Origin of the sequence: Nonlabens dokdonensis (genome assembly GCF_002162835.1) — a bacterium.
Classification (GTDB): Bacteria; Bacteroidota; Bacteroidia; order Flavobacteriales; family Flavobacteriaceae; genus Nonlabens; species Nonlabens dokdonensis_B.
Window position 1 is genome coordinate 1 of the sequence record NZ_MAAX01000201.1, and the last position, 18,808, is coordinate 18,808.

Annotated in this window: 16 protein-coding genes and 1 pseudogene; 14 read left to right on the forward strand and 3 right to left on the reverse strand. The window is 35.5% G+C overall.

Features of this window, described 5'->3' with window-relative positions; translation table 11 throughout:
• The 6 genes from A9Q93_RS13390 to A9Q93_RS13415 form a co-directional block, all read left to right on the forward strand.
• The coding region (locus tag A9Q93_RS13390) for a T9SS type B sorting domain-containing protein (RefSeq protein WP_303687907.1) at positions 1 to 2,723 on the forward strand (2,723 nt) is incomplete at its 5' end.
• 93 nt (positions 2,724 to 2,816) lie between these two features.
• Positions 2,817 to 4,817, forward strand: a complete 2,001-nt coding sequence (uvrB, locus tag A9Q93_RS13395) for an excinuclease ABC subunit UvrB (RefSeq protein WP_303687908.1) — start codon at positions 2,817 to 2,819, stop codon at positions 4,815 to 4,817.
• A gap of 207 nt (positions 4,818 to 5,024) precedes the next feature.
• Entirely contained in the window at positions 5,025 to 6,386 is a 1,362-nt protein-coding gene (locus A9Q93_RS13400) for a hypothetical protein (protein WP_303687909.1), read from the forward strand.
• A gap of 67 nt (positions 6,387 to 6,453) precedes the next feature.
• Positions 6,454 to 7,371 carry a septum formation inhibitor Maf gene (locus A9Q93_RS13405; RefSeq protein WP_303687910.1) on the forward strand — a complete coding sequence of 306 codons (918 nt, stop codon included), beginning with the start codon at positions 6,454 to 6,456 and terminating at the stop codon, positions 7,369 to 7,371.
• Complete coding sequence (locus A9Q93_RS13410) at positions 7,368 to 7,919, forward strand: mechanosensitive ion channel domain-containing protein (RefSeq protein WP_303687911.1); 552 nt, start codon at positions 7,368 to 7,370, stop codon at positions 7,917 to 7,919. The genes A9Q93_RS13405 and A9Q93_RS13410 overlap by 4 nt, the downstream gene beginning before the upstream one ends.
• 24 nt (positions 7,920 to 7,943) lie before the next feature.
• Positions 7,944 to 8,267 (forward strand): translation initiation factor, encoded by a 324-nt coding sequence (locus A9Q93_RS13415; protein ID WP_303687912.1) that lies wholly within the window; start codon positions 7,944 to 7,946, stop codon positions 8,265 to 8,267.
• A 118-nt stretch (positions 8,268 to 8,385) separates the two neighbouring features.
• Here A9Q93_RS13415 and A9Q93_RS13420 read toward each other — a convergent pair whose 3' ends face one another.
• Together A9Q93_RS13420 and A9Q93_RS13425 are read right to left on the reverse strand one after the other, a co-directional pair.
• On the reverse strand, positions 8,386 to 8,673 hold the full coding sequence (locus A9Q93_RS13420) for a 4a-hydroxytetrahydrobiopterin dehydratase (protein WP_303687913.1): 288 nt from the start codon (positions 8,671 to 8,673) through the stop codon (positions 8,386 to 8,388).
• Positions 8,674 to 8,680: 7 nt separating this feature from the next.
• Positions 8,681 to 8,866, reverse strand: coding sequence for a CsbD family protein (locus tag A9Q93_RS13425; protein ID WP_303687914.1), 186 nt, complete (start codon positions 8,864 to 8,866; stop codon positions 8,681 to 8,683).
• Positions 8,867 to 8,986: 120 nt separating this feature from the next.
• Here A9Q93_RS13425 and A9Q93_RS13430 point away from each other — a divergent pair, with 120 nt between their 5' ends.
• The 4 genes from A9Q93_RS13430 to A9Q93_RS13445 all read left to right on the forward strand — a co-directional run bounded on the left by A9Q93_RS13430 (position 8,987) and on the right by A9Q93_RS13445 (position 11,394).
• Entirely contained in the window at positions 8,987 to 9,736 is a 750-nt protein-coding gene (locus A9Q93_RS13430) for an autotransporter outer membrane beta-barrel domain-containing protein (RefSeq protein WP_303687915.1), read from the forward strand.
• A 55-nt stretch (positions 9,737 to 9,791) separates the two neighbouring features.
• Positions 9,792 to 10,337, forward strand: coding sequence for an HNH endonuclease (locus A9Q93_RS13435; protein WP_303687916.1), 546 nt, complete (start codon positions 9,792 to 9,794; stop codon positions 10,335 to 10,337).
• 94 nt (positions 10,338 to 10,431) lie between these two features.
• Complete coding sequence (udk, locus tag A9Q93_RS13440; protein ID WP_303687917.1) at positions 10,432 to 11,040, forward strand: uridine kinase; 609 nt, start codon at positions 10,432 to 10,434, stop codon at positions 11,038 to 11,040.
• Positions 11,041 to 11,058: 18 nt separating this feature from the next.
• Complete coding sequence (locus A9Q93_RS13445) at positions 11,059 to 11,394, forward strand: septum formation initiator family protein (protein ID WP_303687918.1); 336 nt, start codon at positions 11,059 to 11,061, stop codon at positions 11,392 to 11,394.
• Between the two features lie 5 nt (positions 11,395 to 11,399).
• On the opposite strand, the gene A9Q93_RS13450 is transcribed toward A9Q93_RS13445, so the two are convergent.
• Positions 11,400 to 12,170: a hypothetical protein gene (locus tag A9Q93_RS13450; protein ID WP_303687919.1), complete on the reverse strand. Its 771-nt coding sequence runs from the start codon at positions 12,168 to 12,170 to the stop codon at positions 11,400 to 11,402.
• Between the two features lie 180 nt (positions 12,171 to 12,350).
• On the opposite strand from A9Q93_RS13450, the gene A9Q93_RS13455 reads away from it, so the two are divergent.
• From A9Q93_RS13455 to A9Q93_RS13470, 4 genes and pseudogenes are all read left to right on the forward strand, one after another.
• Positions 12,351 to 13,733, forward strand: a complete 1,383-nt coding sequence (locus A9Q93_RS13455; RefSeq protein WP_303687920.1) for a methylmalonyl-CoA mutase subunit beta — start codon at positions 12,351 to 12,353, stop codon at positions 13,731 to 13,733.
• Positions 13,734 to 13,744: 11 nt separating this feature from the next.
• Positions 13,745 to 14,200 (forward strand): hypothetical protein, encoded by a 456-nt coding sequence (locus tag A9Q93_RS13460; RefSeq protein ID WP_303687921.1) that lies wholly within the window; start codon positions 13,745 to 13,747, stop codon positions 14,198 to 14,200.
• The gene (scpA, locus tag A9Q93_RS13465; RefSeq protein ID WP_303687922.1) at positions 14,193 to 16,313 is read left to right on the forward strand and encodes a methylmalonyl-CoA mutase; all 2,121 of its coding nucleotides are present in this window, start codon (positions 14,193 to 14,195) and stop codon (positions 16,311 to 16,313) included. Before A9Q93_RS13460 ends, scpA begins: the two co-directional genes overlap by 8 nt.
• 402 nt (positions 16,314 to 16,715) lie before the next feature.
• A pseudogene (locus A9Q93_RS13470) lies at positions 16,716 to 18,808 on the forward strand (hypothetical protein); the annotation flags it as partial.

Genomic DNA, 18,808 nt, shown 5'->3' on the forward strand with positions numbered 1-18,808 from the left:
GAAACCCATCTAGTACACAATCTGCGTTAATTATACCGTTACCTAACAATACAAATCTATATTATGTTTTTTCTATAAGCATTGTAGATCCATCTACTGGTATAGGGGCGACTGGCTTGTACTATTCAGTAGTTGATATGTCACTTAACGGCGGAGCTGGTGATATAATTTCTAATCAAAAAAACATTCAATTACTACCTAACAGCACTGAAAAGTTATTTGCTGCAACAGCTTCAAATGGTCAGGATGCTTGGATTGTTACCTATGCAGAGAGCAATCCAGGTAGTTTGAGTTTTGATCAATTCTATGCTTATAAACTCACACCTAACGGTATCGATCCATCAGCTACGGTTACATCTATTAGTACTACCACACAAACAACAGATAAAAGAGGTTATCTAAAAGTGTCTCCAGATGGAACAAAAGTGGCAATGATGACTCAGTTTTATGTAGATCTCACTAACCCTAACGAAGCAGGATACGGAGCATGGCTTTTTGATTTTAATAATAATACTGGTGTAGTGAGTAATCCATCGCGATTGAACTTCCCTGCTAATTACCAAGCCTATGGAACTGAATTCTCTTTAGATTCTAGATTAGTTTACGTAGACTTAAACACTCTAGGAAGCGGTATTATTCCTGGAGAGCGTCTATTACTTCAATTTGATACAAATGCACCAAACTTTCAAAATAACCCTATCACTATTTATCAAAGCGATCCATTAGACTCAACTGATGATGTCACGCGTGGCGCATTACAAATCGCACCTGATAACAAAATTTATTACTCGCGTGATGAGCAGCCATGGCTAGCCGTAATTAATAATCCTAATGGTATTGGAACCTTATCTAATTTCCAGTATGATGGACTGGCCTTGAGTCCTGGAACAAATAGCAATGAAGGTTTGCCTCCATTTTATAACGCGTTTTTCAATCCATCTTTTGGATTAGTAGAAGGATGCAGTGGTACAACGACTCAATTCTTTGCAGATGATATTGCTACTTGCCCTAATACATCTGTTGTATGGGATTTTGGCGATCCTAGTAGCGGTACTAATAATAACTCATCACTTGTGGACCCTACACATATTTATGCTACCGCAGGTGTTTACACAATTACTCTAACAATAAATACGCCTTCTGAGGTGTTCACCTCTTCTCGAGATATCACCATAGTAGATACACCTTTGATACAAAATGTAAATGATATCATTATTTGTGATGACGCTTTCAATGATGGAGTCGCTCCCATAGATTTCAGTACAACAAGAACAACAGCATTAGGAAATCAAGATGCTACTATTTTTAACGTGACTGTTCACTCTTCTTTACTAGATGCACAACAAGACTTTAATGATTTAAACAATAATGATTTTTATCAAAGTGGGACCTATTATGTGCGCATCGACAACCGTAATTCCAATGGTTGTTTTGTGACGACCTCTTTTGATATTCAAATTTCTGAGAATCCATTACCTGTTCCTATTGATGATTTGATCACCTGCGACGATTTTTCTAATGATGGAATCGAACTATTTGATTTGACTGCCGCTGCAATACAAGGATTAGGAACTCAAAATTCTAGTTTGTTTTCTTATACATTTTATAACTCAAGAATGGATGCAGAGAATAATCAAAATGCCATAAACCAGATATATAATGGTACTAATGATGAAGTAGTTTTTGTGCGATATGAAAACATCAATAATTCCGGCTGTTTTGCGATCTCTTCTTTTTCATTACGTGTGATCTCTCAACCATCCATTCCTATTCTGGATGATTTTCAAATTTGCGACGATGTTTCTAGAGACCTGACAGAGTTATTTGATCTAGCTTCTTTAATTCCTACTATTGAAAACAACCAGTTAGGAATATTAACAACTTCATTTCACACCACACAACAAGATGCAGAATCTGATCTTGCTGGTTTAAATTTTCAGTACCAGAATTTAACACCTCAACAAACCATTTGGGTGCGCTTAGAGAATAACGACTTGATTACTTGCTATGACGTTCAACCATTAGTTTTAGAAGTCTTGCCTAAGCCTATAGTAAGTTCCACACCTGATTTTTCAAAATGTGAAGAAGAAACAGTTTTGATTGAATCCAGCCCTGGTTTTGACTCTTACCTATGGAGTACTGGAGCAACCACACAAAACATTACTATCAGTGAACAAGGAACTTATACCGTAACTGCAATAGACTTGAATGGCTGTGAAGACACGACCTCTACAACAGTAACTAATTATTTTGAAACTCAAATCTTAGAAGTAGAAATACAACAGTTCACCTTAAGAGAAAACAGCATAACTGTCTCTGTAACCGGAGATGGGCCATTTGAATATAGTATAGATAATTTTTTCTTTCAAAGCAGTAACATTTTCACCAATTTACTACCAGGTTATTATACTGTTTACGTGCGTGATCTAAACGGTTGCGATTTAAAAACAGCTCCTGCCACGATAATAGCAGCACCACCTTACTTCACTCCTAACCAAGATGGCTTTCACGACTACTGGCAGGTAACCGCGATAGAAACTGAACCAGATGCTCAAATTTTTATTTTTGATCGATTTGGTAAATTATTGAAACAATTAAGCCCAGTAGGACCAGGTTGGGATGGCATGTATCTCGGTAATCCCATGCCTAGTACAGATTATTGGTATCGAGTTGAGCTCAATGATGGACGTAGTTTTAGAGGTCACTTTACCTTAAAAAGGTAATTATTCTGACATAAGTAGTTTTAGGAAGAGAAGTGTTTTTTTTAACCTCGCTTTCGCGAAAGCGGAATCACAAAAATCTTATTTTTACATTTCATGGATTTCAACATTATATCAGACTTTTCTCCTACGGGAGATCAGCCCCAGGCAATAGAAAAATTAGTCAAAGGAATTAAGGCTAATGAAAAGTATCAAACACTTTTAGGTGTTACCGGAAGTGGTAAGACTTTTACCGCGGCAAACGTGATTCAAGGTGTTCAAAAACCTACTCTTGTACTATGTCATAACAAGACTCTTGCGGCGCAGTTGTACTCTGAGTTCAAAGATTTTTTTCCAGATAATGCGGTGGAATATTTTGTCTCTTACTACGATTATTACCAGCCAGAAGCGTTTATACCTACTAGTGGTACTTATATCGAGAAAGATCTATCCATTAATGAAGAAATAGAGAAAATGCGATTAAGCACTACTTCTTCCCTACTTTCAGGTCGTAGAGATATTATTGTGGTAGCATCAGTTTCTTGTTTATATGGTATAGGAAATCCAGTAGAATTTCAGAAGAACGTAGTACGTATTAAGAGAGATGAAGTTATCGCTAGAACAGCTTTGTTACATCGATTAGTACAATCATTATATTCAAGAACCACTGCAGAAATTAATCGAGGAAATTTTAGGATTAAAGGAGATACACTAGATGTCTTTCCTAGTTATGCAGATACCGCTTTTAGAATTCACTTTTTTGGAGATGAGATTGAAGAAATAGAACGCTTTAATCCTGTAGATGGATCAGTTATTGAAAAGTATGACCAGATTACCATTTACCCAGCAAATATGTTTGTTACCTCACCAGATATATTGCAAGGTGCCATTCACTCCATACAAGAAGATCTAGTGAAACAAGTGGAGTATTTCAAGGAAATAGGCAAACCACTAGAAGCAAAAAGACTAGAAGAGCGTACCGAATTTGATCTGGAGATGATCAGAGAATTAGGATACTGTTCGGGAATAGAGAATTACAGTCGTTATCTCGATGGACGATTACCTGGTACAAGACCTTTCTGTTTACTTGATTTCTTCCCAGAAGATTATCTTATGATCATAGATGAAAGTCATGTAAGCGTGCCACAAGTAGGCGCGATGTATGGTGGTGATAGATCTCGTAAAGAAAACCTGGTAGATTATGGATTTAGGTTGCCTGCAGCAATGGATAACAGACCGCTTAAGTTTGAAGAATTTGAAGCTTTACAAAATCAAGTATTGTATGTAAGCGCCACTCCAGCTGATTATGAGCTAGAAAAAAGTGAAGGTGTTTATGTAGAACAAATCATAAGACCTACGGGATTATTAGACCCTATTATTGAAGTACGACCTAGTCAAAATCAAATAGACGATCTGGTTGAAGAAATACGCATTAGGGAAGAAAAAGATGAACGCGTTTTAATCACAACACTTACTAAACGTATGGCAGAAGAGCTTACAAAGTATCTTACTCGCATAAATGTGCGCTGTCGTTATATACATAGCGATGTAGATACTTTAGAACGAGTGGAGATCATGTCAGATTTGCGTCGCGGTGTCTTTGATGTATTGATAGGTGTTAACTTACTAAGAGAAGGACTTGATTTACCTGAAGTTTCTCTTGTAGCTATTCTAGATGCAGATAAAGAAGGGTTTTTACGTAATAATAGATCGCTCACACAAACCATAGGTCGTGCAGCTCGAAATGTAAACGGTCTGGCTATTTTATATGCTGACAAGATCACAGAAAGCATGCAAAAAACGATCGATCAAACAGAGTACAGGCGATCTAAACAAATAGCGTACAATGAAGCAAATGGTTTAAAACCTACGGCTATTAAAAAGAAACTAGAAACCGCATTGTATCGTAAAAATGCTGCTACTTATGCTATAGAAGAAACGCTGACCATGAAAGCAGCTGAAGAAGAAGCAGAATACCTTTCTAAAGCGCAGCTGGAAAAGAAAATAAGAGATACACGTAAAATGATGGAAAAAGCTGCTAAAGAACTAGACTTTATGGAAGCTGCAAGATTGCGCGACCAGATCAAAATGATGCAAGAGAAGGTTAAAAACGTGTAAATCGATAGTTATTATTGTGTGAACGATAATTTAACTAAAGATTAAATTATAGTTTAAACGATAATTTTGAACTGTTGAACGTTTTTTTAAGTTGAAGAGTAAATAATTAGAGTTTAACGGCTTGAATCGCTCTGTTGTATTTAAACTCTATCGTTTGAAATGGAATAAATATCTATATTTAGAGGCTAGAATTGTAAGTATATCCCTATGAAATACAGCTACCTTATTCCGCTTCTGCTCATAAACTTTTTGTCTTACTCTCAAGTTGGTATAGGCACTTCATCACCTACTGCAGATTTAGAAGTTATCTCAAAATCAGGACTGTCAAGTGGAGAGTTTAATGGAATTATAGTACCTAAAGTATCGGTACTTCCTACAGGAGTAAATTTACCTACTGACTCTCAATCAGGATTAATATTGTACTTAGATTCTAATGATGCTGCCGAAGGGTTTTACTTTTTCAATGGCACATCATATCAAAGCGTAAATGCTTCATCAGCTTTTTATACAGACGGAACGACTAACAATGCTACATCTACGACATCTGAAATAGTTAGAACTGGAAGAACTTCTTTTGGAACAGAATCAGTTGCTGCCGCTGTCGTAACAGTAGAAAATGCAGGAGCTTCTGCATCTGAAGATCGAATTATTCTAAGCGTTAACAATAGACATACGAGCACCGTAGGAACTTCCATTGCATTAGATATAGAAAACACAGCCGATACTAATGCAGATAAAATAGGTATAAAAAATGTTTTAGGTGTAACTGGTAATGGGGCGCATATAGGAATTGATAACTCGATCGCGGTGAGAAATTCTGGAACAGCCGCTAATTTTGGAATCAGAAATGTTATCGGAGCAAGTACCACATCAGGTCAGGATATTAACGGTATTTCTACAACAGCAGGTAATACTAGTGCCACAGGAACTGTATACGGAATTAGAAGTATAGCATTAAACGATGGTGCAAACAACGCGTATTCAGGCTATTTTCAAGGAGATCATTTTGCCATACGAAGCGGTGATAATTCTACAGGTTATGAAATGCCTACTAATAATGGTGCTGCTGGTCAGGTTTTGACCACTAATGGTGCTGGTGTTGCGAGTTGGCAAACAAATTCAGTCAAGGATATCGCACGAGCAAATCTTAGTTCTACAGTAACTACCGGTAGTATTGCTTCTAATAACACAGATTACTTTACAATACCTTTCGATAATGATTCAATAGATAACGATGGTAGATTTGACACAACAAATCATGATTTTACCGTTAATCAAGATGGATTTTACGAAATTTATGCTCAATACCATACAGAAGGTGAAGACAATTTAGGTATTTACGGTATAGGAATTTATGTAGGTACGACATTAGTAGCAGTTTCTGAATATCAACACACTGGAAATGTTTTTGGTTCTAGCGCTAATGGAATCGTTTTTAGATCAGTCACTGACATTTTAGAATTATCAAATGGTGATGTATTGACCATACGAGCTAGATTTGACGATATAAGTAGTAATAATGTAGATGGTAGTAGTGTGAAGACATTTGTAACTATTAAACAGCTGTAAGTTATTTACGCTTTCGCGAAAGCTTAACACTACATAAATTTAAACTTCATAACTTTGAAAAAAAATTATGAAGTTTTTTTATGTCTTATTAGTTGCGATGACAATATTTTCTTGTAAAAATGATGCTGAATTAGCTAAAGATACACCAACCACAAAAGCTGAAAAACCTGTTTCACAATCTGAAAACAGACATCTCACTCAAAAATTTAAAGACTACTGGTATAATGGTACTGCAGAGATATCGAGTTATGACATCAGTGTGGCCCGTTATGGTGAAATGAGAGAAGGCACTGGTGTAATGATCTTTGTTACAGAGCCATTTGACAATAAGGATCAAATAAAAGCAAGTCAACCTAAAGAAGATAATCGTCCTGTTCTCAAGTTAAATGCTACTCGCGATTTTAATACTGGTATTTATCCTTATAAAATAATGAGCAGTACCTTTTTACCACTGGACAAAAAAGATAATGCGATTAAAATAGCGACTTCTGTTCAAGAATGGTGCGGTCATACATACATGCAAATAAATCAAAGTGAAGATCGTTATGACGTGACTCTTCACTCCTACTTTCAAAGTGAAGGAAATAGAAATTTTGAAATTGATAACGTATTAACTGAAAACCAAATAGCAGCTCAGTTAAGATTAGGTCCCAAAGAAATGCCTATAGGCGAGTTAAAAGTAGTCCCAAGTACAGAATATTTAAGATTAAAACATGTGGAAGCTAAACCATATGATGCTGTTGCTAAACTTAGTGAAATCCCTGATGGTTATTTATACAGTGTTAAATTCACCGATCTAGGTAGAACCATCGCTTTTAAAACTGAAAAAGAATTTCCTTTTAAAATTCTCTCGTGGATGGATCGTTATAAAGATGGCGCTGCACCTATGGTATCTACTGGTACATTGAAAAAAACTATTAATACCGCATACTGGAGGAAAAACTCTAATGAAGACAGCGTTTTAAGAGATAGTTTAGCATTATGAAAGAATTTTTATTTAAGCCACAAGTAATACTTAGCTTGTGTCTATTATTGCTTACTTTTATAACACATCGTGTAATTATATGGAGCGCTATCAAGTTATCTAAGCGTGTCTCTCGTACTGAGTTAAGAAAGCAATATTTAAATAGATACACTGGTTATGTGATATGGAGCATTTGTATCATTACCATAATTCTAGTTTGGGGCTTTTCAACAGATGGATTCTTTGTAGCCTTAGGATCTACTTTTGCTGTAGTGGGCGTTGCATTATTTGCTAACTGGAGTATTCTAAGTAACATTACCTCGAGTTTTATTCTATATTTTACCTTTCCCTTCAGAATAGGTGATCGCATACGTATACATGATAAGGATTTACCAGTTACTGCCGTAATAAGCGATATTAAAGGGTTCTATACGTTGCTCATCACAGATGAAGGAGAGAATATTACTTATCCTAATAACTTATTATTACAAAAAGGAGTGTCTATTCTTCAAGAAAGAAAAGAATCCATTTTTGACATAAACAATCAAGAATCGGATCCTACTGTTTAAATTTACCAATTTTAAATTATACCTATGGACTTAAGTGACCAGCTCAAAAACCTCTTCCCTGATCACGATTTTAAAGAAGAGCAAGAACCTGAAAAAAGCAATATTTGGCTTCAAGAGCAACCTCTTGAATGCAAGTTTGAAAAACGTAAAGGAAAAGTAAACACTGTAATCGATGGATATACTGGTGCCACGGCAGACTTTAAAATTCTAGCAAAAGAATTAAAAACACAATTAGGTGTAGGTGGAAGTTTTAAAAACGACCAGATCATTATACAAGGTGATTATAGAGACCGTATTATGGAGATGCTCAAAGACAAAGGCTTTAAAGTAAAACGTGTCGGTGGATGATTTTAAAGACAAGCAAGTTGCTCCATAGCCTTGTACTACATCGTTTCTCCCTTTGACAACATAAAAAAGCTCCAAAATCAATTTGATTTTGGAGCTTTTATCTTAAGAATAAATTTAATTACTCATCACCTACTATATGTTCTATAGCAGCTGCAAGTTTAAAATCTTTTTCTGTTAAGCCGTTTGCATCGTGAGTAGAAAGTGTAATTTCTAAGGTAGCATAGGTATTATGCCAGTCTGGATGATGTTCCATTTTCTCAGCTTCCATCGCAATGCGTGTCATTACTGAAAAACAATCCATGAAATTATCAAATTCAAAAGTAGTATGAATGGCATCATCATAATAATCCCATCCATCTATTTGCTCTAAATGCTTTTCAATTTGTGCTTCTGTTAATTTTTCCATTTTGATTTTATTTACTATCAAAGGTATTTTTAATTTTCCTCTTAGCCTCGCCTAATCCTTCTTTAATTTTTCCTTCGGTCTGATCAGCTTTGCCTTCTGCTTCTGTAGAAGAGTCGTTAGTTAATTTACCTACTTCTTCTTTTACTTTTCCTTTTGCTTGATCTAATTTTCCTTCTAGTTCCTTGTCGCTCATAATAGTTGTTTTTATTGATTATGTTTAAATATAGTTACGCTTTCGCGAAAGCGCACACAAAAAAATCTTAATCCTACACTAATGGAATCATAATACTTGTCAAACTATTATCTTTATGCCATGAAATATGTTCTTCTAATAATATTACTAGTTTGCTCTATAAGCAAAGCTCAAATAGATTCCTTGGATCAAAATGAATTTAAGGATCCAGTACATTTGAGAGAAGTGCCTAGACATAATTTTATCATAGACTTAGGTGTCACTCAACCGTATGGAGATTTTAAGGATGTATCTAGAAGTGGATTGAACTTAGGAGCTGAATATGCTTATTATTTTAATAATAAGATAGGTCTAGGAGTTAACTTACGTCATCAATATAATGAGTTTGGGTATTTAGATTTTAGAAATGATGGTATTACCGCAGTTACAGATAATAGTTATACAAATACCTCGCTAGCTGTAGGACCTGCTTTTTCTTATACAAAGAACAGGTTTCAATTAGACGTTTTTGCAAAAGCTGGAGTTGCCTTCTTAAACAATCCCGAAAATAATATATCACAAACAGGTATAGGCAATTCTATGCCGTTTACAAGTGATAATGAAAATTCTTCTACCTCTAGTTTGTATATAGAAGGTGGATTGAGATTTAATTACTATTTTAGAAGGTCTGTACAGGTGTTTTTTTCACCACAATTTAATACCACTTTAGGTGATCCGTTAAGTTATTCTTATCGAGAAGAAAACGCTACAACTGTCATACAGCCTACTATCAATAAAGAAATAAATATTTCTAACCTACTCTTTAACGTAGGTGTAAAAATTGCCATCGGTAAAGAGTATAGTAATGGAGAAAAACGTATAGATGATTAAATAAATAGCATTTACATTAATAGTTAAATGTCCCTAACATTTAAATTAATAACAAATGATTACAAGTTATAGAAATGAAGTCTGGAAGATAATTGAGTTTGATGATAAAATATCTGATAACGAAAAATTCAAAATATCAAACTACGGTAGAATAATCAATTTAAAAACTGATAAGGAATTTTTAGTAAAAAAATACTATATCAATGGTTACCAAAATTTGCCTCTGAAACAAAAGAAAAATGGTAAGCAAACTAGTAGATACGTTCACAAACTTGTTGCAGAGCATTTTCTTGAAAAAAATGACGGTGTTTGTGTGATACACCTTAATTACGATAAAACAGATAACCGAGTTGAAAATCTTAAATGGGCTACTAAAAGAGAAAAAGAACTACATCAATTTAATAATCCTACTTGGGAAGCGGTAGTAAAAAAGCGCGGTGAAAAAATAGGAAAGCTTACTAAAGGGAAAGTGAAAATCATTAAGCGCCAACTTCAAAATAAAAATAACAGATTGAGTATGATAGCCAAACGTTTTGGGGTGTCTGATATGCAAATACATAGAATTAAAACTGGCGAAAACTGGAGCTCTGTAGAAATATAAAATGGTAATTCATTTATTTCTAATTATTCTATAGCTTGTCGCTGCGTACCATATTATATCAAAACCTTATTTTTGCAAAAACAAAAATCAACTCATGCTTATATTAGGGATTGCAGGTGGAACTGGTAGTGGTAAAACCACAGTGGTGCAACAAATGGTACATGAATATCCAGATCACGAGGTAACAGTTATCTCTCAAGATTCTTACTACAAAGATACCAGTGATTTAACCTACGAAGAGCGTACAAAAATCAATTTTGATCATCCAGAAAGCATCGATTTTGATTTACTAGAAAAACACTTGCTCGAGCTCAAAAAAGGGAATTCTATTGACCAGCCGGTATACAGTTTTGTGGAACACAATCGCACTGGTGAAACAATTAGAACAGCACCTAGTAAAGTAGTAATAGTAGAAGGAATACTTATTTTAACCATGCCTCGTATACGTGAGTTATTTGATATAAAGGTTTATATAGATTGTGATAGCGATGAGCGTCTCATAAGAAGGCTCAAAAGAGATATAGCAGATCGTGGACGCGATCTTAATGAAGTGTTAGAGCGTTATCAAAATACATTAAAACCTATGCATGAGCAGTTTATAGAATCTACAAAACTTTATGCAGATGTGATTATACCTACTAATCGATTTAACACCGTTGGAGTTAAAATCTTACGCACTATTATAGATCAAAAGCTAGGATAAATTCTTAAATTTCCAGTCATGGACTTGAAAAACTTAAAATCAAATCCGTGGTGGAGGTTTTTTAGTAATAAATATACCATCATCACCATATTATTTACCATTTGGATTTTATTTCTAGATGGTAGTGCATGGACTACATCACATAGGGAAATCAACAAAGAGCTTGCAGAAAAGCAAGAAAATGCAGATTTCTACATGAAAGGTATTGCACGCGATAAGGCAAAAATTGCTGCCTTACAAGATAGTGCAGGTCTTGAAAAATTTGCACGAGAGCGTTACCTCATGAAACGTGAGAATGAAGAAGTTTTCATTATTCAACATCCTGATTCTGTAAAAACTCAGGAATCTAATTGATTGATTTATCTCAGTAAAGTAATTAACAATTTGTTTGAAGAAGCATTCAACTTTTCGTCATTTGTCATCCCACCAGAGCCTGTCCAAGTTGTAATCCTAGGCCCAACCCTAACGTCCATCGTGGAACCTTGCATAAAAGACAGGTACAGCTGTACATTAATTGTATACGTGCCTGCAGGTAATAGCTTTACGTAAAAAAATGATGACTGATTCAATAAATAAAGCGCACTAGCTCCAGGGGCATGAATAAACGGCATGTAACCTACAGAACTTTGATCTCTTGTTCCATTTATTTCTAAGGCAGTAAACATTTGTGCATAACCATTTGACGAAGATGCATTTGCCTGACCAGGAAACATAATCCAATCAAATTTAACCTGTGTAGGCTCATCTAAAGTAAAACTAGCTGTAAGATTGGGAACATTAACCCAAGTTCTATAATTAAGAGTTGAAGTGATGCGCAATTCTGTAGAACTAATGGAATAAGAAGGTAGCGTTGCGTTAGGTTTACGTTCTAAGCATATCCATTCTGGTGTAGCAGGTGTTCCATAATTAACAGTAATGCAATCTAAATCTGTATTATAAACAGTAAGTCCTGCTGCTGGTAAATGAATGTTACTAATTTGAGTTTGCGACATTCTAGGAGGTAAAAAGCCTTTATCGGTGCTTTCTACATCTAAAATTGCAGATTCATTTGGAGTGTCAGTATTAATACCTACTTGACCATAGGAAAAGCTGAATATCAATACAATAGCGAGAGTGGTTAGTTGTTTCATGTGGTAAATTTATATTTAACCACAGTTAAATTTATGGAATTTTTTAATTAATTTTTAAGAATTAGTTTAAATGTATAAAAAGTTCGACAACTGCTATTGATCTATCAGTTAGACACTTACATTAAAACCTCAATAGATATAAAAAACATATTTTTGTAATTGAAAATACACTTAAATTAAATGGCTTTAAACAGACTTTTTAAAGATTTTGAACCAGTTTCTGAAGCACAATGGAAGCAAAAAATCCATATGGATTTAAAAGGTGCCGATTATAATGAAACACTTCTTACTGCAACTCGAGAAGGAATCGACATTAAGCCTATATATCATAAGGATACGGCGCACCAGTTAAACATACCTAATCGTTCTACACAAAATAATGATTGGTACATATCCCAAAAAGTATATGCTGGAAACGCAGCTGCAGCAAATAAAAAAGCACATGACATATTAAATCGTGGTGGTGAAGGCATCATTTTTATTATTCCTAATAAAGAGATCGATCTATCTATTTTATTAAATGAATTGCCAGAAGTAGGTATTCAAATACATCCACAGTTTTTTGACTTAGAATATATAGAATCACTACATAAAATTGCTCCTACAGCTTATGTACATGTTGATATTATTCATCAACTTGTTAGTGATGGAAATTGGTTTCAAAACAAAGACCAAGATCATGAAAACCTAGATAATTTTATAAATAAGTTTGAAGGATATTTCTCAAATATTACAGTAAACACAAGCTCATATCAACAGGCTGGAGCAACAATAACCCAAGAATTAGCCTATTTTACTGCACATCTTAACGAGTATTTAAATCATTTTAATAATGTTGGTAATTTAACCGCTTTCGCGAAAGCGGAAAAAAGAATCAACATAGACACTACCATAGGTAACAACTACTTTTTTGAAATCGCAAAGTACCGAGCTTATCGCATTTTAACCAAAACTCTGGGTGATATTTACGAAATCGATTTAGGATGCTACATTACCGCTACTCCTAGCTTGCGTAACAAATCCTTGATGGATTATAATGTAAATATGTTACGTACAACAACTGAATGCATGAGCGCCATTATGGGTGGCGCAGATACTTTGTGTAACCTACCTTATGATACCTTTTTTAATAAGGAAAATGAATTTGGCGATCGTATTGCTCGCAATCAATTGCGCATATTAAAAGATGAAGCATACCTCAATAAAGTAGGCAACGCTGCAGATGGTTCTTACTATATCGATACCATCACAAAGCAATTGGTAGAGAAAGCATTAGAAATATTTAAAACTATAGAAAATGCTGGTGGTTTTGTGCAATCTATATTTGAAGGCACGATACAGCGCAAGATCAAAGAAAGTGCACAACAAGAGCAAGCAGATTTTGAATCTGGTAAACGAGTTCTTATTGGAGCAAATAAGCATATCAATGCAGATCTTCCGCTGCAAAAAGAATATGAAATATTACCGTTTGTAAAGGTAAATCCGCGTAAGACTTTAGTACAACCCATTGTTCCCAAAAGAATAACAGAAGATTTAGAGAAGAACGAGATAGAAAAGTTGTAATGGTTACACTCATGGAATCACCTCGACTTAAGTATCTAGCCATAATTTTATTTACCCTATTAATTACTGGTTGTTCACAAACTATAGATGAGAATACTATCGTAGGCACATGGAAAATCACTTCCATTACAAAAACGCAATCAGATCAACCTTCCGGTCTTTGGGTAGATAAAAACAAAGTCATTATGTCTAGCCTTCTTTCAAAAAACGATCGGTGGATATTTAATGAAGACCTTACATTGATACATGAAGGTGAATCAGCGATATGGCCACAACCTAGATCTTATCAACTTCTAGAAGATGAGTTATTTTTTTATTTAGGCGACATAAAAGAAAATCCAGACCACAAACCATTAGGAAAACTTACTATTACCGATAGTGAAATTAATGAGTTATCTATAAAAATAAACGGCCGTAAAGGAGACAATATAAGAAAAGCCGTTTTTAAAAGATTACAAGATGAGTAGAAAGAATATTTCAAACATAAAACCCAATTACGATTTTCATACAAAACGTGTAGAAACGCCAGCTTATGAAACATCTGAAGGGATTTCTATAAAAAAAGAATATACAAAAGAAGATGTTGAAGATCTAGAACACCTTGATTTTGTGGCGGGAATAGCGCCTAATTTGCGTGGTCCTTACTCTACTATGTACGTAAGAAGACCTTGGACTGTGAGACAATACGCTGGTTTCTCTAGCGCAACAGAATCTAATGCTTTTTACAAACGCAATCTTGCCGCTGGACAGAAAGGACTTTCTGTAGCCTTTGATCTCGCTACACATAGAGGTTACGACAGTGATCATGAACGTGTTGTAGGTGATGTTGGAAAAGCTGGTGTTGCAATCGATAGCGTTGAGGATATGAAAATCCTTTTTGATTCCATTCCATTAGATAAGATGTCGGTTTCTATGACTATGAATGGCGCCGTGTTGCCTATTATGGCGTTTTACATTGTTGCAGCGATGGAACAAGGTGTTGATCCTAAATTATTGAGTGGTACGATCCAGAATGATATCCTTAAGGAATTCATGGTTCGCAACACGTATATCTATCCGCCTACTCCTAGTATGCAAATTATCTCAGATATATTTGAATATACGAGTCAGAACATGCCTAAGTTCAACTCGATTTCTATTTCTGGTTACCACATGTATGAAGCTGGTGCTACTAGTGATATAGAACTTGCTTATACACTTGCTGATGGACTTGAGTACGTAAGAAAAGGTCTAGCTGCAGGAATGGATATTGACACCTTTGCTCCTCGCCTATCTTTTTTCTGGGCTATTGGGATGAATCATTTTATGGAAATTGCAAAAATGCGAGCAGCGCGCATGCTTTGGGCAAAAATGATCAAACAATTTAATCCAAAAAATGCCAAATCACTTGCTTTACGAACCCATTGTCAGACTTCTGGCTGGTCATTGACAGAGCAAGATCCGTTTAATAATGTAGCGCGTACGACTATCGAAGCAGCTGCTGCGGCATTCGGTGGAACGCAAAGTTTGCATACTAACGCGCTGGATGAAGCCATTGCTTTGCCAACAGATTTCTCGGCTCGTATTGCTAGAAACACGCAGCTTTTCCTTCAAGAAGAAACTGGAATTACCAAAACTGTTGATCCATGGGCAGGCTCTTATTATGTAGAATCGCTTACCGATCAAATAGCCAGCAAAGCTTGGGAGCTGATTCAAGAAGTAGAAGAACTGGGCGGTATGACCAAAGCTATCGAGGCAGGAATTCCTAAAATGCGCATAGAAGAAGCTGCTGCAAAAAAACAAGCACGTATAGATTCTGGAATTGATACGATTGTAGGCGTCAATAAATACCCTAGTCCAGATGAAGATTTAATCGACACGCTAGAAGTAGATAACGCCGCAGTACGCATCGAGCAAATCGACCGATTAAAAGAGATCAAAAACAATCGTGATGAGCAAAAGGTTCAAGAGGCATTACAAGCTTTGACCAATTGTGCAAAAACTAAGGAAGGCAACCTATTAGAATTTGCTGTTCATGCAGCAAAAGAACGAGCAACTTTAGGTGAAATTTCAGATGCTTTGGAAGAGGTTTATGGCCGCTATCGAGCGACTATCAAAAGTGTTCAAGGAGTTTATAAAAAAGAAATTATGAATGATCCCGCTTTCGCGAAAGCGCAACAACTAGCAGACCAATTTGCAAAAACAGAAGGCCGCAGACCTAGAATAATGATCGCAAAAATGGGACAAGACGGACACGATAGAGGTGCCAAAGTAGTTGCGACAGGTTATGCAGATGTAGGTTTTGATGTGGACATAGGGCCATTATTTCAAACTCCTGCCGAAGCCGCAAAACAAGCCGTAGAGAACGACGTCCACATTTTAGGAGTTTCTTCTCTAGCCGCAGGACACAAAACACTGGTTCCACAGGTAATGGAAGAGCTCAAGAAATACGGTCGTGAAGATATCATGATTATTGTAGGTGGCGTAATTCCTAGAAAAGATTATCAGTACTTATTTGATGCTGGTGTAGCTGCTGTTTTTGGTCCTGGAACTAAGATTAGTGAGGCAGCGATTGATATTTTAGGATTGTTGATGGAGTAACTTGTACAATGAGTTATAATTTCTAATTTTCTATAAATACTCTCGAATATTATGAAGGGCAAAATTAAATTTTGCCCTTTTTCAATGCCTTAATTTAAGACTAACTATATGCATTAAAAACTTCAGCACTTTAGAACCTAGCGATGAGTAAAACTGTTGCTACAACATATTGGTAAAATTAAAAGATTACAAAAGGCTTAATGCTGCTGAAATCAGGACGCGTAGATCAAAAAAAGTTTGAAGATGCACCATTAAAAGATAAACTTATAGAATACATTATTACCGGTTGGTAAACGATCGATTACAACATGACTCTATCAACTATAACGTTTTCGCTGTTTAGGTGTTAAAAGTTGCCAAACATCTGAAAATGAATTAATTTTGAGTATAAAATTTTATAGAATGAAAAAAATATACTCTTTTTTACTTTTGCTTTGTGTAGCGTTATTCACACAAGCTCAAGTTACCTACACGGCAAATGGTGGTTCAAGCTTCGGTGGTCCAATAGGAAATAGCACAATGACCATAAGTCACGATGCTACTAACGTTATTATAACAGTTGATCGTGCTGGAGATTTAGGCTCTAATAATATGGTAATGTACATTGATACTGGTGCAGCTGGTAGAACTGTCATTAATGGAGATGTAAATGATGATGGCGATGGTGGAAGAAAAGCGGTTTCAAAATTTGGTAGCGGAGATTTAAATTTCCCTCCAGGATTTGAAGCTTCTTATGCTATTTATGGAGACGCTGGATTTATGGGAATGTTTGGTATTCCATCTTCTGGAACGGTAGGTAATAACGGCCTTAATTTTATAACAGGTGTAGGTAATGCAACAGCAGATCCATTTGTACTAACTGTTTCTTGGGCACAATTAGGACTTACATCCACAGATACTTTTAGTTTTGTAGTGACTTATGGTAATCCTAATGATCCTTCTGGAAATATGTTTACTTCAAATGAAGGTTATGGTGATGGAATCTTAAATGGTGGAAACAACGTTGCTTTTGACGCAATGACTTACACCACATATTATGAATATCCTAGTGGTGATAAACACGGTATCGCAAGAAATCAAGATTCTGCACCGTTACCAGATGCTTGGAGTCTGGACTACAGTTGGGTAAATGGTAATCCGCCTAACTCAACAGATGAGATTATAATAGAATCTAATATCGCAATGGATACTGATGTGACCATTGACAATTCTCTTACAATAAACGCAGGAACAGTAGGTGTAGTTTCTACAGCCGTATTTACTCTTAATGGAACTCTTACCATCATGCCTACTACGAATCCTTTTGCACCTATTGATTTTGGGTTAAATAGTGATGCTAATGGAAGTGCGCAATTTTTAAATGGTCCTATGGCAACTATTAATGGTGATGTAGGTGTTGCTAGGTTTGTTCCTACAGGAAGTACTAGTAACAGAAGAGCTTTTAGATTTATAGCTTCTCCAGTTACTACCACGTCTACTATTTATGATAACTGGCAAACTAGCGGGCAATCACTTCCAGGAATAGGAACTCATATCACAGGCTCCACAACTGGTGCTAATGGTTTTGATGCTACCCAATCAGGGGCAAACTCTTTAATATTTTATGATCTTGACCCTATGGATGGGAATTATAAATGGCAAGAAATTCAAGGAACTAACTTACCATCATCTACATTAACAGCTGGACAACCATATAATATTTTTGTGCGAGGAGATCGCAATTATGACTTAACTACAGCTCCAGAACTACCTAATGCAGATGTAAGAATACCTACAAGAGGTGCTCTTGAATTAGGTCAGACAGTTAATTCTGATGCTCTTAATCCTAATTCAGGTGGTTTTAGCTTTGTAGGTAATCCTTATCAAGCTACCATTAATATGAGCACGGTTACTAAGAACAATATCAATCCTAATTTTGTATACATATGGAATCCTAATGGTGCGACCAGAGGTGTGTATGAAACGGTAGACATGTCACCTACTTCAACTGATGCTAGAAGATATGTGCAACCAGGACAGTCATTCTTTGTACTTACACTAGCTGCTGGGCCAGCAAGCTTAGATTTTAATGCTAGCGATAAAGCGGTAACACAAAATGCAGTAGGCCCTTTTTCTACTCCTCAAAATAGACCTTTTATAGATATTTCTTTACATAGAGATTTAAATGGCTCTCCTGTAATTTTTGATAAAGTAACCCTGTTTTTAGATGGAGATAATACCATCAATTCTTTAGACGCACTTAAAATCGACAACTTTGAAGAAAACTTATCTGTGAATCAAAATGGAACTCTTTTAAGTATAGAAAATAGAGCAATGCCTGTTCACAATGAAGTCGTTTCTTTAGAATTTACAGACGTAGCAGCAAATAATTATAATTTAAATATCGATATTAATGGATTAGATTCAAACTTAGAAGCTTTTCTACATGATAACTATCTTAATACAGATACTTTATTATCTTCTGGTAATAATTCTTTGTCATTAAATTTTGATTT

Bases quoted from the DNA above. Each gene is read 5' to 3' on its own strand.
- A9Q93_RS13425 (WP_303687914.1), bottom strand. From the start codon at position 8,866: ATGAGCGACAAGGAACTAGAAGGAAAATTAGATCAAGCAAAAGGAAAA.
- A9Q93_RS13415 (WP_303687912.1), top strand. From the start codon at position 7,944: ATGGACTTAAGTGACCAGCTCAAAAACCTCTTCCCTGATCACGATTTT.
- A9Q93_RS13455 (WP_303687920.1), top strand. From the start codon at position 12,351: ATGGCTTTAAACAGACTTTTTAAAGATTTTGAACCAGTTTCTGAAGCA.
- A9Q93_RS13420 (WP_303687913.1), bottom strand. From the start codon at position 8,673: ATGGAAAAATTAACAGAAGCACAAATTGAAAAGCATTTAGAGCAAATA.
- udk (WP_303687917.1), top strand. From the start codon at position 10,432: ATGCTTATATTAGGGATTGCAGGTGGAACTGGTAGTGGTAAAACCACA.
- A9Q93_RS13450 (WP_303687919.1), bottom strand. From the start codon at position 12,170: ATGAAACAACTAACCACTCTCGCTATTGTATTGATATTCAGCTTTTCC.
- scpA (WP_303687922.1), top strand. From the start codon at position 14,193: ATGAGTAGAAAGAATATTTCAAACATAAAACCCAATTACGATTTTCAT.
- A9Q93_RS13445 (WP_303687918.1), top strand. From the start codon at position 11,059: ATGGACTTGAAAAACTTAAAATCAAATCCGTGGTGGAGGTTTTTTAGT.
- A9Q93_RS13410 (WP_303687911.1), top strand. From the start codon at position 7,368: ATGAAAGAATTTTTATTTAAGCCACAAGTAATACTTAGCTTGTGTCTA.
- A9Q93_RS13430 (WP_303687915.1), top strand. From the start codon at position 8,987: ATGAAATATGTTCTTCTAATAATATTACTAGTTTGCTCTATAAGCAAA.
- uvrB (WP_303687908.1), top strand. From the start codon at position 2,817: ATGGATTTCAACATTATATCAGACTTTTCTCCTACGGGAGATCAGCCC.
- A9Q93_RS13460 (WP_303687921.1), top strand. From the start codon at position 13,745: ATGGAATCACCTCGACTTAAGTATCTAGCCATAATTTTATTTACCCTA.
- A9Q93_RS13435 (WP_303687916.1), top strand. From the start codon at position 9,792: ATGATTACAAGTTATAGAAATGAAGTCTGGAAGATAATTGAGTTTGAT.
- A9Q93_RS13400 (WP_303687909.1), top strand. From the start codon at position 5,025: ATGAAATACAGCTACCTTATTCCGCTTCTGCTCATAAACTTTTTGTCT.
- A9Q93_RS13405 (WP_303687910.1), top strand. From the start codon at position 6,454: ATGAAGTTTTTTTATGTCTTATTAGTTGCGATGACAATATTTTCTTGT.